A 12,609-nucleotide genomic window follows, 5' to 3' on the forward strand; every position below is an offset into this window, starting at 1 on the left:
GTGGTGCACCGTACAGAAAGGGGGTCGGATGCCCGCTTTACGGGGGTAAGCGGGCATCCGATCTTTCCGCTGCCGGGCCGTACGGGGGCCGAAAAGCCGATAGAGTGCGCGGACATGTCAGGACGTCCGTTGCACGAACTCGTGGAAGCCGGGTGGGCCGAGGCCCTCGCACCCGTGGCCGGGCGGATCGCCGCCATGGGCGACTTCCTCAGGCAGGAGATCGCGGAAGGCCGCCAGTACCTCCCGGCGGGGAACAACGTCCTCCGCGCGTTCCAGCAGCCGCTGAGCGAGGTCCGGGTGCTGATCGTCGGTCAGGATCCGTACCCCACCCCCGGACACCCCGTCGGGCTGAGCTTCTCCGTGGCCCCCGACGTACGGCCGCTTCCGGGCAGCCTGGTCAACATCTTCAAGGAGTACATGGCCGATCTCGGCCACCCCACCCCGCCCTCGAACGGCGACCTCACCCCGTGGACCGAGCAGGGCGTGCTCCTGCTCAACAGGGTGCTCACGGTGATGCCGGGCAAGCCCGCCTCCCACCGGGGCAAGGGCTGGGAAGAGGTGACCGAGCAGGCCATCAAGGCGCTGGTCGCGCGGGGCGGGCCGCTCGTTGCGATCCTGTGGGGCCGCGACGCCCGCAACCTGCGGCCGATGCTGGGCGACGTGCCGTGCATCGAGTCGGCCCACCCCAGCCCGCTGTCGGCGCGCAGCGGGTTCTTCGGCTCCCGTCCGTTCAGCCGGGCAAACGCCCTGCTGGAGCAGCAGGGCGCGGCGCCGGTCGAGTGGAAACTGCCGTAACGGCTAGCCGATAGGATCACCACCATGAGCGATGGAACGGACACCGGTCGCTACCTGCGGCTCACCGTCGACCTGGTGGTCGAGGTCCTCGATGTCGACGCGCTGCAGGCAGCGGCGCTCGCCGAGATCCGCGACCCCCAGGCCGAGCTGAACGACGCCGAGCGGCAGGAACAGATCGAGCTGGTCAACTCCGACGAGACGGGCGCGGCCGCCCTGCAGTGGCTGATCGAGCCCGACCACGTGCTGGGCCTGGTCGAGCACGTCGCCGAGGTCGAGCCGCGCGAGGCGATGCTCGGCGTGGAGCCGTCGGAGGGCGTCCTGGAGGACGAGGACGACCACGACCACGACGAGCCGGGCCACACCCACTGATTCCCGTCCGCTGAGGCCGGTCTGCTGCGGCCGGTCTGCTGAGGCCGGTCTGCTGAGGCCGGTCTGCTGTGGCCGGCCGCATCCACCTCAAGCCGGGTCTGCTGAGGCCGGGCCACACCCACTGATACCCGCCCACTGAGACCCGTCCGCTGCGGCCGGTCCAGATCTGCTGAGACCGGCCCATGGGAGGGCGTCGGGCCGGCCGCCTGCCGGGCCGACGCTTCCGCGCCGGCCCCTTACCCGGCCGAATGACGACCACGGGTAAGCGTCACAAAGCCTCAGGCATTCGGGATGAAACGGCGAAAACCATCACAGGACCGCGGGTAAGCCACATCGTCGCGGCCATGCGTGACGGGATCGAGGTAAGTGCCACACGGCCGCGGGCAGGCGTCAGGGGACCGCGGGCAGGCGCCAGCGCCGCTCACACCGGCCGAAGAGGCTCGTGCGGTCCGGCCGGAGGCTCCACGTAGATAGGGTCGCCGGGCCGGACCTCGCCGCCCTCGATGACGATGCCCATGACCCCCGCCTTGCGCACCAGATTGCCCTCTTCATCCCGATCCAGCACGGCCTTCATCAACCCGTCCTGGAAACCGTTGAGCTGCGCGCACGGGTTGCGCAGGCCCGTCACCTCGACGACGGCGGTCTCGCCGAGGCGCAGCCGTGTCCCCGTGGGCAACGCGAGCAGATCGACACCCCTGGTGGTGACGTTCTCCCCCATGTCCCCCTCCCGTACGGCGAAGCCCGCCTCGCGCAGTTCGTCGTGCAACTCCGCGTGCACCAGGTGCACCTGGCGCAGGTTCGGCTGGCTGGGATCACGGGCGACCCGCGACCGGTGCTTCACGGTCACTCCGGCGTGGGCGTCGCCCTCGACACCGAGGCCGGCCAGCAGCCGGATCGACTCCAGAGGGGTCTTGCTGAAGGTGTGGGTGGCGCTGCGGCTTACCGCTATCACTCTGCTCGTCATGTCTTCTCCTCTTAGGGCAACGGCTCCATTCCGTGCACGAAGGTGAGAAGACGGCAAGTGGATATTCGTCACACGGGGCCTGCTCGCCGACCCGCGCGACGCGTTGACCAGCGGAAAGAGGCCGGCGATCTCTATAGCGCCGGGCACCCCGCCGTCCCGTGCACGCGCGTGCCGTCAGGAGCGGTACGCGTGGCGCCCCGGACGTCAGACGCCGGGCGTCGGGCGTCGAACGTCGGGCGTCGAACGTCGAACGTCGAACGTCGGGCGTCGGGCGTCGGGCGTCGGCGAGCAGCATCAGCGCGAACAGCCCGGCAGACCCGGATCCGCTCATGTCGGCCACGGCGCGAAGCGTGCGGCGCCGCCCGAGGACGCGCACCTCCGCCGAAGACTTCTTCGACAGCCTGGCCGGGCGGAACGGGTCAGGAGCTCAGGACCTCCTCACGCCGCCGGGCGAGGGAGTCCTGCTGACGGGTGAGCTCACCGCAGCGAACGGACACCTGGGCGACCATGGCCGCGACCCACTCGGCCACCTCGCGGACGGCCTCCGCCGTACGGGCGATCCGCTGGTGCTTGATGGCGTCGGTGATGATGTTGTCGAAGAAGACGTCGGCGAACCAGCGGGTGTCCACCTTCGGCAACCGGGGTGCGGCGACGACGCCGATGTCGGCCAGCTCGCGGGAGAACCGATCGAGAGCGCCCTGCGCGTGCCACGCCGCCTCGTCGGCCTGACGCAGGTGTCCGTGCTCGACCATGTCGGCGAAGCCGCCGCTGCTGAACATGTCCCATGTCGAGGCGCCGCGGGCGCCGCTCAGGTGCCGCAGGACGTAGCCGACCGCCTGGCCCGCGGCGGCTCCGGCCTGCTGCGCCTCCTGGTGCTCGCGCAGGTCGGCGCTGACGTTCGCCAGCCGGGCGGCGATGTCGGCCAGCTCCCGCCCGCGCGGGTCCCCGGACTCGACCAGCATCCGTTCCTTGCGGGCGAGCAGCACCTCCAGCTCCTGATGCGGGTTGCCGAGCTCCGCGAGGGCCTGGTCGGTGGTCCGCAAATCGCCGGCGAGCCACTCCAGGCGGGTGCGCTGACCGGTGACCCGCTGGCGGGCCGCCGCCGCCTCGGCCCGTTCTCGTGCCAGGCGTTCTTCCTTGTCGCCGGTCAGTCCCGCCAGGAAGGCGGCGAAGCCGCCCTGTTCCAGCTTGGCGACGTCGCGATCCTCCTTGGCGAGCTGCCGCTCCAGATCGGCGAGCATGCCACGCACCTCCTCGATCTGCGTCAGGAGAGTGGCACGCTGCCGGGTGAGCTGGTCGCGGCGTCGGGCACGATCCCGCGCGTCCCGTATCTCGTCATCTATGGCAGCGAAAAGGGTCACACCTTACAGACGTCCCATGGTGGTCCAAACGTTCCCGCGCCGCCGCCTGATCACCTGGTCAGGGGACCAGCCGATCGTTCCAGTGGTCCCGCGCGGCCCTGCCCAGCCCCATCGTGCCGATGGTCCCGCGCGGCCCTGCCCCAGCCCCCATCGTGCCGATGGTCCCGCGCGGCCCTGCCCCAGCCCCCATCGTGCCGATGGTCCTGCCGGCCTCCAGCCCCATCGGTGCCGGTGATCCCACGCCCCCTCCCCCGGCTCGTGTGCCGTACGCCTGACTTGTGCGCTGGACGCCACGCCCCCTGCCCCCGGCACGCCGCCCGGGCAGGCGGTTCAGGCGACCAGCAGCCCCGCGGTGTGGTGCGGGTGAGGGTTCCCGCCGTGACCGCCCGGCAGGCCGAGCTTGAGGCACGAGCGCGCGGCGGCGGCCGGTGTGAGACGCACGCGCAGGAGCCCGTTCTCCTCGTGCACGGTGCCGGGCTCGGCCTCGTGCTCGGCGTTCGCCATGCGGCCGCTCTCCCGATCCGGCCGACCCGCCCACACAACGAGCCGCCCACGCAACCCCTCGGACATGCCGGGCTCAGCCCCGTGCTCGGTGCCGGGGACCTGGGCGGAGCTGTCTGGCCCCGCTCCGCCGGACAGCACGGCGTAGTCGATGCCCGCCATCCGGAGGCGGCGGGCGACGGCGCGGCAGGGCGGCGGCGTTTCGGTCTGCCACCGGGAGCCGGAGGACAGCCAGGCGAAGTGACCCGCGAGCAGCGACTCTGCCACGGCCCGCAGGACGGTCACCGCACACAGGCTGTGCGCGCAGGCGAGGCCGGTCAACGCGATCTCCGGCAGGCCGAAACGCCGCAGGCCGCGCGAGATCGTGACCAGGCACGAGCAACCCCCGCCGGCATCGGCTCCCACGGGTGCGGCAGTACCGAGGCCGAGGACACAGGCGTGCTCCTCGTCGGCGCACGACACCCTCCAGCCCAGCCAGTCGTCGCCGAGGTCGAAGTCGCGCCGTTCCCCCGGGCACTCGGCGCAGTGGTAGACGGCCGCTCCGGTGAGCGGGTCGTACAACACGCCGTGGTAGGCCTCCGCGATGCCGCGCGCGGCCGCCCGGGCGACCTGGGCGGCCTCGGGTTGTTCCTCGACGGGTGCGGTGCTCGTCACCACCACATGGTGGCGGGCCCGTCTCACCCGTTTGAGGTCCTCGGTGCTCAGGTCCATGCGCCGCCACGGGGAGCGCGTCGACCGGAACGCCTCCAGCCTCAGCCGTGGCGTGCCGAGCGCGTCCCTGGCGGCGCGCCGGTGTGACGGCCCCATCCGCCAGGGGACGATCGACGTGAGATCGGTCGGCGTGCGGTCCGTGACGACGACGAAGACCGACGAGGTCTGCGCGGGCACGGGATAGGTGATTCGCATGGCTCCTCCTCCGCGACGTGCTGCATCTACAACCGCCGAAGCGGCCGCGGGAAGTGCCGTAGGAGCAGACGGCCCCGCGCCTGCCGCTCCCCGCACTGCCGCAGGTCCACAGCCTGCGCGAAACCACCGTCGCCCGGCCCGGCCGAACGCCATTCTGTGGATAGTCGGCGAACAGAACGGGCGAATCTCCGTGCCGCATCACCCCTATCCACAGGTCGCCGGTCGACCAACCTGTCCGGCGACCGTCCGATCGGCCCTCTAACCGGCCCTGCCCGAGATCAGGAGCCGATGGGCCTCCAACGTCCCCTCCGGCAGGTCGTCGGGCGCGCACCACCGGGCCTCCAGGATCTCCCTGGGGTCGAGCTTCATCGTGCCGCCCACGAACTCGGCCTCGTACGCCGCCACCTCGACCCGCAGCCGGTAGCCGCTCCTGAGCTGGACGAGCTCGCCGACGCGCACGGTCAGACCGGTCTCTTCACGCACCTCCCGGACGACCGTGTCCTGGAACGTCTCCCTCTTCTTGGCGCTGCCGGTGGGCAACCCCCATTGCCGGCCTTCCGGCCACAACCGGTGCCGGAGCAACAGAACCCGCCCGTCTCCGTCGCGAACGATCCCCGTGACGCCGATCATGAACTTCGCCTGCGACATCCACAGCAGCCGCCACTGCAATGAGCCGCCGATGCTCCGCCACAGCCGGGCGACCAGATCGTTCACGTGATTCCTTTCGTCCACGATGCGGGGAAAAGGACATCATCACAGGCCTGGCCGCCGGTTCCGCGCCACTTCCCGCCAGAGGGACGCCCACTGATCGGCGGTCAGGTCCTTGGGCAGCGCGTTGGGCGCCACCCCGGCCTCACGCGCCCAGGCGCGTACGGCCCGGCGGTCCAGGCATCCGGTGCGTTCGAGGATCTCCGCGAGGCCGCGCCCTCGGCCGGTGAAGACCCGGCGTACGAGGTCCTGGTAGGGCTCCCGCTCATCGACGAGAGGTGCGGCCCTGCGCGTCATGGTGAGCAGCCCGCCGTCGACCGAGGGGGTGGGCCGGAACGAACGGGCGGGCACCCGCGCATGCACCTCGAACGCGTACCACGGCCACCAGGCGGCGGTCAGCATGCTGGCGCCGCCGACGCCGGCCCGCCGCCGGGCGACCTCCCACTGCACCAGCAGCACCGACGTTCTCCAGCCGGACGCCGCGAGGAGCCGCCGCATGATCGAGGTCGTGAGATGGAACGGCAGGTTTCCGACGACCACGTGAGGATGCCGGGGAAACCGGAACCGCAGGATGTCGGCGGCGACGACGGTGACGTTGGCCGGGACGCGCCGGGCCAGCCGGCGTGCCCGCCCGGGATCGACCTCGACGGCCGTCACCGGCCTGCCGTACCGGCTGAGGGGAAGCGTGAGCGCGCCGTCGCCCGCGCCGACCTCGACGATCGGGCCGGTCGTCCCGGCGACGAGGTCCCCTATGCGTGCGACCACCATGCGGTCGACGAGGAAGTTCTGGCCGAGCTCGTGCCGTCCGCCCTGATGAACCATGAAAGTGCTCCGCGAGTGCGCGATCGGAGCCGGGCAGCACGAAGCGCCGCACCGGCGAGGACACCGATGGCGGCGGAGCCGTACGAAAGGAAGGGATCCGCCGCTATGAGCGGCGGATCCTCGTGAAGCATGCGAAGCAGCCCATGAGCGTCACCCTAGCGAGGACGACGGCGGGACCCGCAAACCATTTTCCGCGCGTGTCCTCCGCCGTTCCCGGCGCCCGAGGACGGTGTCAGTCGTGCGCGACCGACGGAAGCCTGCGAAGAAACCGCACCTCCCGCCAGGCCGGACGGCCGAGGAGGGCCAGGAGCCCCGGCCGCAGCAGGCCCCGGACGACGGTCGCGTCCAGCAGGATCGCCACCGCCAGGCCGCCTCCGAGCTGCTTCATCTCCAGCGTCGAGAGGGTCGCGAGGAGGGCGAACACCGCAACCATGATGACGGCGGCGCTGGTGACGACCCCGCGGCCCTGACGATGCCGCTCCGGACGGCGTCCTTGACCCCCTCGCCCCTGACGACCGCCTCGCGAATCCGGCTGAGCACGAACACGTGGTAGTCCATGGACAGGCCGAACAGGACGACGAAGAGGATCAACGGGATCCACGAGACGACGGCGCCGTTCGACTGGAATCCCAGGACAGGCTCGGCCCAGTCATTCTGGAAGACGAGCACGAGGATGCAGTAGGCCGCCGCCACGGAGATCAGGTTGAGCAGGCCGGTGACCAGGGTGACGAGGATTGAGCGGAACGCGACCAGCATGACCACGAGGCACAGCAGGACGACGAACCCGACGACGTGGGGCGGCCGCTCCTCCTGCACGCTGGCGTGCCAGCCGAGAATCCGCCCGTGTCGTGTCGCGTACGACATCACCGTGCCGCGCGACGCCTCGATCACGGGCCTCGTCGCCGACGGCACGATGACGGTCTCCGGTGTGGACGGTCGTGTGCGGGTGAGCACGCCGCGCGGCGACGCTCCGTGAAGGGCGCCCTGAGGGGTCCCCGGAGGCCCCCGGACCCGGTGAGCGCCGGGGTCCGGGGGTGACGAACTACTGGGACTCGCCTTCGCTCCAGGTCATGTCGATACGCCGCCCGATGACCTCGTATCCGGCACGGAGGAACGCCTGGGCCATCGGGACGTTCCCGACATCCGTGGCGGCGCGGACACGCGGGACGTCCTGCTCCGCGAGGATCCGCGTCCCCTCGGCCAGCAGGTCGTCGATGTAGCCCTTGCCGCGGTGCGCGGGCACGACCCCGATGTACGCGATCATCGCGTTGTAGGAGTTGCGCGCCGGGATGACGAATCCCACGGGTTCGCCTTCGGGTGATGTGCCGATCCGCCACCATTCCCGTGGGCTCGGATAGTGGGCGAGCTCGTCGTCGTAGTGCAGGGCCGCGGCCTGCTCGGCGGGCATGCGGACGAGGTCGGCGCGGCTGTGGGCGTCGAGCGTGCCGTCGAGGACGAGGGTCATCAGCGCGACCAGCTCCTCCCTCCCGGACACGGGGCGGAAGGCCAGCCGGCCGCTCGGCGGTGCGATGGGCGCGCCCGGACGCCACTCCAGCCGCAGCCGTTCGACGAGCGGCCGGGCACCGGTTCGCTCCAGTACGGCGATGCGGCCCTCGACCGCACGCCTCGCCTCCGCGTCGTCGCGCCACCGCGGGGGGACGTACGCGTTGTGCTCCGGTGGGCGAACCCCGGCGGGCAGCACCGCGGCGCTCGCGGTCTCGAACAGCCGGACCCCGGCGTCGATGCTCGCCGGTGCGGGCGTGGCGTCGTCGAGATCGAGGATGTCCAGCAGCTCCGGCGGCTCGCCCGCACGCGGGGCCCACCAGGACAACCGTGCGACGAGGTGGTCGCCGCGCAACGCCATCCACATCCACTCGGGCCGCCGCCGACCGGCGGCGAGGTCGTCGTCCAGCTCGTCGTTCAGTACGTAGGGCAGACGGCGGAAAAGGTCGAGTTCCGAACGCCCCGCGATGGGGCGAATGATCAGGTTTTCGGGGTTCACTGCACTTCCTCGGGTGAGGTGCGCCGCTCGCGCCCAGGGGTCAGCGTCCGGCCACACCCCGGGAAGGAACCGGCACGACGTTTTCGGTGTACATCGGCTCGTCCCTCCTCTCGTCCTCGAAGGTCCGCCTGTTCTATCGGACCTGCCGTCCGGCCCGCCAATCATTTTCGGCCGGCCCGAAAGCCGCACGTGAGAGGGGCCGCCCGGCGCAGGCCGGGCGGCCCCCACAAGCCGGCCTCACCGGGCCGTGGTGCGGACGTCCGGAATCAGCCGCAGTTGCCCCATCCGCTGCGACCGCCGCTCGCGACCTCGCCGTTGATGCGGGTGTCGGCGATCGTGCCCGAGTATTTGACACACAGGCCCTTGGCGTACAGCTTGATCGGACCGGCGTAGTACTTGTACTTCCCGCTGTCGCTCTTGTGCGCGGTGGTCACCGGCTCGTCGCGGTGGCGCCTGACCTGCGTCACCAGGGTCGCGGACGTCCGGGTGGCCGTGCCGGCGTACGACGACTTGATGGTGACGACGCAGTTCTGCCCGGTCTTGCGGTTGTAGAGCAGGTAGACCCGCCCGAAGACCCGCCCCGAAGGGGTCTTCACCGCCCGGCTGCCGTCATCGCTGACCCGGCCGAAGCCGGAGCCGCACACGCCCTCGGGGGTGTAGCCGGCGGAGATCGCGTATGCCGGGTTGGCGACGAGCCCTCCGACGGCCAGCGCCGCAGCGACGACGACCGTACTCGCGGACCTGCGCATACGTTGTCCTTTCCCAACCGCCGCCCTCGGTCCGGGCGGCGTCCTGGCGATCATCTTTGCGGATCATCAACCAGGAGATGACCGAAACAGTCAAATTCGGGCGAGGCCAATCATCTCGACGTGGCGAACACGGCTTCCGCGAGCGCCCGCGCGGCCAGGGCCGGACGGGCGGCGGGCCGGGTGACGGCGTGGGCGAGCACGCCGTCGATGAGCACGAGGAGCTGGTCGGCGCCCGCGTCGGGAGCGGGATGCCCGTGGCGGGTCAGCTCCGCCGCCATCAACCGGTGCAGGCCCTCCTTGAAGGACCGCACCTCCCCGTGCGCCGGATGCGCGGGGTCGGTGAGCGCGAGCTCGGCCGCGGTGTAACGGCACCCGCGGAAGGCCGGCTGCGAGGTGATCACGTCGAGCTCGTCGAACACGGCCAGCACCCGCTCGCGCGGATCGTCCCCCGCCGCGTCCATGACCTGGCGGTAGCGGTCCAGCCCGCCGTCGCTGCGCAGCACCTCGGCCACGAGGCCGTCCTTGCCGCCGAAGTGCTGATAGAGCGAGCGTCTCGCGACGTCCGCCTGCTTGAGGATCGCGTCGACGCCCACCTGTACGCCCTGGCTGTAGGTGAGCTCCCTGGCGGCGTCGAGCAGCCGCTGGCGGGGACCGGGTCTCGTCGTCACATGCCGATTCTGGCACGCACTTGACAGTAGATCAACCAGTCTATCTAATTGGGCGGTGCATACCGATCGTTCTATCCACGGCGGCGGCACCGTCGCGTTCCAGCACGGGCTCGTCCACCTCATCGTCATCACCCTGGCCATCGCCGCTCTCGTCCAGTGGCTTCCGCGCGCCAGGGCCACGGCCTGACCCGTCATCAGCGAAGGAGAACCATGAACGATCTCAACGACCTGGCCCGCCGCTACGCCGCCGTGTGGAACGAGCCCGACCCCGCCGTACGCCGCGAGTCGATCGCCCGGCTGTTCGCCCCCGACGCCGCCCACTACACCCCGTCGATGGAGGCCCACGGCCACGCGGAGCTGGAGGAGCGCATCGCCACGTCGTACGACAAGTGGGTGGCTCCGGGCACGTACGTCTTCCGGGCCGTGGAGAACGCGAACGGCCACCACGGCGCGGTCCGCTTCAACTGGGAGATGGTGCGTACGGCCTCCGGCGAGGTGGACTCGGTCGGGTTCGACTTCCTCACGCTCGGCGAGGACGGCCGGATCAGGACCGATCACCAGCTCATCGAGAGCTGACCACCCCGCCCGGCCCTCGCGTACGGATCAGCGCGAGGGCCGGTCACCGGCTCGGCTCGAACTCGCCGGCGTGCGGCCAGAACTGGAGGGCCGGATCACCGAGGGCGTCGACGACTTCCCCGCCGCGCAGGACAAGATGCGCCCCGGGAAGGCTCCGGTAGCGGAGCATGGCGTAGAGCACATCGGCGAACGGCTGATCGCGCAGGGACGTGACGATTTCGGCCGCCTCTTCAGCGTCCGAGCCGAGCAGCCTGGCCCGATCACGGAGCATGGAGACGGTCCGGACGAAGGCGGAGGCGCGGCCCCGTACGAGATCGGCTCGGTTAAGGCCGAAGACCTCGATCGTGATGTCTCCCCTGCGCGTCAACGCCTCGTAGACGCCGGTGCTTAGCACGAGTTCGAGATGCTCGTACGGATCCTCGGCCGTAGGGTCCACGAGCAGTGGTGCGCCGTCCTCGTCCCGAGGGAACAGCTCGCGCTTCTGGTGGCTGTTGCAGTGGGAGCAGGCCAGCAGGTGGTTGGGCCAGTCGAAGGCGCGTAACGGCGCCTCGGCGAGCGGCTCGAAGTGGTCGATGTCCGTACCGAGGCCGTCACCGCAGTACATGCATCGTCTGATGCCGGTGGTCATGCCGGTGAGATGCACCGTCAGCTGCGTCCGGACGTTCCTGGCGGACTTCCACTCAGCTCGCGCTACCGAGCCGTCTGCACGTTTCTCTCGTAACTTTCCCGTGCGATCATCAAGCTGCTCGGCCAGCTCAGGGGGAAGCGCCAGACGATATAGGCGGATCATGGCGTGTCGGCGATCCTCCGGGCCACCTCGCCCACTCTCGTGGTCAACGTGCTGCTGAGCCTTTCGCGTAGACGGTCATACTCGGCCAGTTCCGCAGGCGTCGCTCTGCCGCGCAGCACGGCGCGTTCGAGCACGGTCAGCCGACGCCGCAACTCTTCGGCGCGTTCCGAGTAGGGCGAGTCGATGCCGAAGAGGTCCGTGAGCAGCGCGTCGTCACCGCTGCCGTACACGATGCGGTCATACAGGTCCGGCTCCACGACGCGTGGAGGAACGTCTTCGTCCACTCCCGCAAGCCTGATCAACCCGCCGGGGTCGGCGCTCTGGCAAATGTACGGGCTGTGAGAGGTGACGATGAACTGAACAGCCGGAAAGTGGGCCTTCAGCCACTCGCCGATTCTTTTCTGCCAGCTCACATGCAGATGCACGTCGATCTCATCGATCAGCACGACGCCCGGCATATGAACAACCGGATTTCCCGCCTCCGACCGCTCTGCTCCAAGGAAGACCTCGGTGATAGCACCCCCGTACATATCTCTCATGTGCCTCAGCAGGTCGAGAACCAGTGCGGTGACGGTCCGGTAGCCGTCGCTCATCTCTCTGAGCGCGATCAACCGGCCGTCCCGCTCGGCCCACAAGCCCTCGCTGTCCACCCGTACGACGCGGAAACCATCGGGCAGAAGTCCGTCGTTCAGGAGGTCGATGACGAAGGAGAGCAACTGCTCGGCGCCCGGCCGCCCTTCCAGCCGACGCAAATGCAGGTCGATCAGCCAGCTCACGCTCTCCGCGAGAGAAGCGTCCTCGTGAAAGAGGCTGGCCAGACGAGAAACGGCACCCGTGCCCAGCATGAGCCGCTGGGCATCCGCCGAGCCTCCAACCAACCGACGGAAAGGCCCATAACCGGCGACAAACCACCCCTGCGGGTTTTCCCTCCACGGCCCCCGCATAGCGGGAGTCTTTTCACCGGCGTGCAATGCCGGCTGCGCGCCGTACTGCCCTGACTCGTCGAGCCGCTGCCGGGCCCAGGTCAGGCGAACCGGGAAAGGATTCCTCGCATCCCGCCTGACAGACGCAAATCCGTCCCATTTCTCGTCGAATGCGATTTCCGCTCCGACGGTGCCCTTCTGCTCGTCATCGGAGATCCAGCCGTCGAAGGCCGGCACCAGGCTCCGAGCGACGAACGGGCCTGCCATCGCCAGCGCCATCGCACGGAGCAATGTCGTCTTGCCCGAACCGTTGCGGCCGGCCAGGACCGTCCAGCCCGCATGGCTGCCGTCGGGACGGGTAAGCCGAAGGTCCACGCTCCGGGGGCCGGAGAACCCGCGAATGCCGGAGACCTTGACCTCGGCGAGGTACATCGTCCACTCCCGTTCCCTGGTCGTGCCATGCCTTCTTGAACCT

Annotated in this window: 17 protein-coding genes; 4 read left to right on the top strand and 13 right to left on the bottom strand. The window is 70.1% G+C overall.

What is annotated here, in order from left to right:
* The first annotated feature begins 114 nt into the window (after nucleotides 1-114).
* On the top strand, nucleotides 115-795 hold the full coding sequence (locus HCK04_RS11635) for a uracil-DNA glycosylase (protein ID WP_142647180.1): 681 nt from the start codon (nucleotides 115-117) through the stop codon (nucleotides 793-795).
* 24 nt (nucleotides 796-819) lie between these two features.
* Complete coding sequence (locus tag HCK04_RS11640) at nucleotides 820-1,164, top strand: hypothetical protein (RefSeq protein ID WP_142647181.1); 345 nt, start codon at nucleotides 820-822, stop codon at nucleotides 1,162-1,164.
* Between the two features lie 421 nt (nucleotides 1,165-1,585).
* On the opposite strand, the gene HCK04_RS11645 is transcribed toward HCK04_RS11640, so the two are convergent.
* The 11 genes from HCK04_RS11645 to HCK04_RS11690 form a co-directional block, all read right to left on the bottom strand.
* Nucleotides 1,586-2,128, bottom strand: coding sequence for an MOSC domain-containing protein (locus tag HCK04_RS11645; protein WP_142647182.1), 543 nt, complete (start codon nucleotides 2,126-2,128; stop codon nucleotides 1,586-1,588).
* A gap of 419 nt (nucleotides 2,129-2,547) precedes the next feature.
* Nucleotides 2,548-3,489: a hypothetical protein gene (locus tag HCK04_RS11650; RefSeq protein WP_142647184.1), complete on the bottom strand. Its 942-nt coding sequence runs from the start codon at nucleotides 3,487-3,489 to the stop codon at nucleotides 2,548-2,550.
* Nucleotides 3,490-3,547: 58 nt separating this feature from the next.
* A complete protein-coding gene (locus HCK04_RS11655; protein WP_142647185.1) occupies nucleotides 3,548-3,730 on the bottom strand; it encodes a hypothetical protein in 183 nt (60 codons plus the stop codon).
* 89 nt (nucleotides 3,731-3,819) lie between these two features.
* Nucleotides 3,820-4,896 (bottom strand): hypothetical protein, encoded by a 1,077-nt coding sequence (locus HCK04_RS11660; RefSeq protein WP_142647186.1) that lies wholly within the window; start codon nucleotides 4,894-4,896, stop codon nucleotides 3,820-3,822.
* Between the two features lie 258 nt (nucleotides 4,897-5,154).
* Nucleotides 5,155-5,610: an NUDIX domain-containing protein gene (locus tag HCK04_RS11665; RefSeq protein WP_142647187.1), complete on the bottom strand. Its 456-nt coding sequence runs from the start codon at nucleotides 5,608-5,610 to the stop codon at nucleotides 5,155-5,157.
* Nucleotides 5,611-5,649: 39 nt separating this feature from the next.
* Nucleotides 5,650-6,426 (bottom strand): 23S ribosomal RNA methyltransferase Erm, encoded by a 777-nt coding sequence (gene erm, locus HCK04_RS11670; RefSeq protein ID WP_142647188.1) that lies wholly within the window; start codon nucleotides 6,424-6,426, stop codon nucleotides 5,650-5,652.
* A gap of 232 nt (nucleotides 6,427-6,658) precedes the next feature.
* A complete protein-coding gene (locus HCK04_RS43510) occupies nucleotides 6,659-6,850 on the bottom strand; it encodes an MMPL family transporter (RefSeq protein ID WP_205830110.1) in 192 nt (63 codons plus the stop codon).
* Nucleotides 6,811-7,380 carry an MMPL family transporter gene (locus HCK04_RS42205; protein WP_205830111.1) on the bottom strand — a complete coding sequence of 190 codons (570 nt, stop codon included), beginning with the start codon at nucleotides 7,378-7,380 and terminating at the stop codon, nucleotides 6,811-6,813. Before HCK04_RS42205 ends, HCK04_RS43510 begins: the two co-directional genes overlap by 40 nt.
* Before the next feature lie 88 nt (nucleotides 7,381-7,468).
* Nucleotides 7,469-8,428: a GNAT family N-acetyltransferase gene (locus HCK04_RS11680; protein ID WP_260617207.1), complete on the bottom strand. Its 960-nt coding sequence runs from the start codon at nucleotides 8,426-8,428 to the stop codon at nucleotides 7,469-7,471.
* 266 nt (nucleotides 8,429-8,694) lie between these two features.
* Nucleotides 8,695-9,177, bottom strand: coding sequence for a hypothetical protein (locus HCK04_RS11685; protein ID WP_142647189.1), 483 nt, complete (start codon nucleotides 9,175-9,177; stop codon nucleotides 8,695-8,697).
* 110 nt (nucleotides 9,178-9,287) lie between these two features.
* Nucleotides 9,288-9,845: a TetR/AcrR family transcriptional regulator gene (locus HCK04_RS11690; RefSeq protein WP_221889900.1), complete on the bottom strand. Its 558-nt coding sequence runs from the start codon at nucleotides 9,843-9,845 to the stop codon at nucleotides 9,288-9,290.
* A 55-nt stretch (nucleotides 9,846-9,900) separates the two neighbouring features.
* On the opposite strand from HCK04_RS11690, the gene HCK04_RS43515 reads away from it, so the two are divergent.
* Entirely contained in the window at nucleotides 9,901-10,032 is a 132-nt protein-coding gene (locus tag HCK04_RS43515; RefSeq protein WP_260617208.1) for a hypothetical protein, read from the top strand.
* A 23-nt stretch (nucleotides 10,033-10,055) separates the two neighbouring features.
* A complete protein-coding gene (locus tag HCK04_RS11695) occupies nucleotides 10,056-10,421 on the top strand; it encodes a nuclear transport factor 2 family protein (RefSeq protein WP_142647190.1) in 366 nt (121 codons plus the stop codon).
* Nucleotides 10,422-10,464: 43 nt separating this feature from the next.
* On the opposite strand, the gene HCK04_RS11700 is transcribed toward HCK04_RS11695, so the two are convergent.
* Nucleotides 10,465-11,049: an HNH endonuclease gene (locus tag HCK04_RS11700; RefSeq protein ID WP_205830112.1), complete on the bottom strand. Its 585-nt coding sequence runs from the start codon at nucleotides 11,047-11,049 to the stop codon at nucleotides 10,465-10,467.
* Nucleotides 11,050-11,207: 158 nt separating this feature from the next.
* Nucleotides 11,208-12,566 carry an ATP-binding protein gene (locus HCK04_RS11705; RefSeq protein WP_142647192.1) on the bottom strand — a complete coding sequence of 453 codons (1,359 nt, stop codon included), beginning with the start codon at nucleotides 12,564-12,566 and terminating at the stop codon, nucleotides 11,208-11,210.
* Nucleotides 12,567-12,609: the final 43 nt, after the last annotated feature.

The sequence above is a fragment of the Microbispora sp. CL1-1 genome, assembly GCF_012034195.1.
In the GTDB taxonomy this organism is placed as follows: Bacteria; Actinomycetota; Actinomycetes; order Streptosporangiales; family Streptosporangiaceae; genus Microbispora.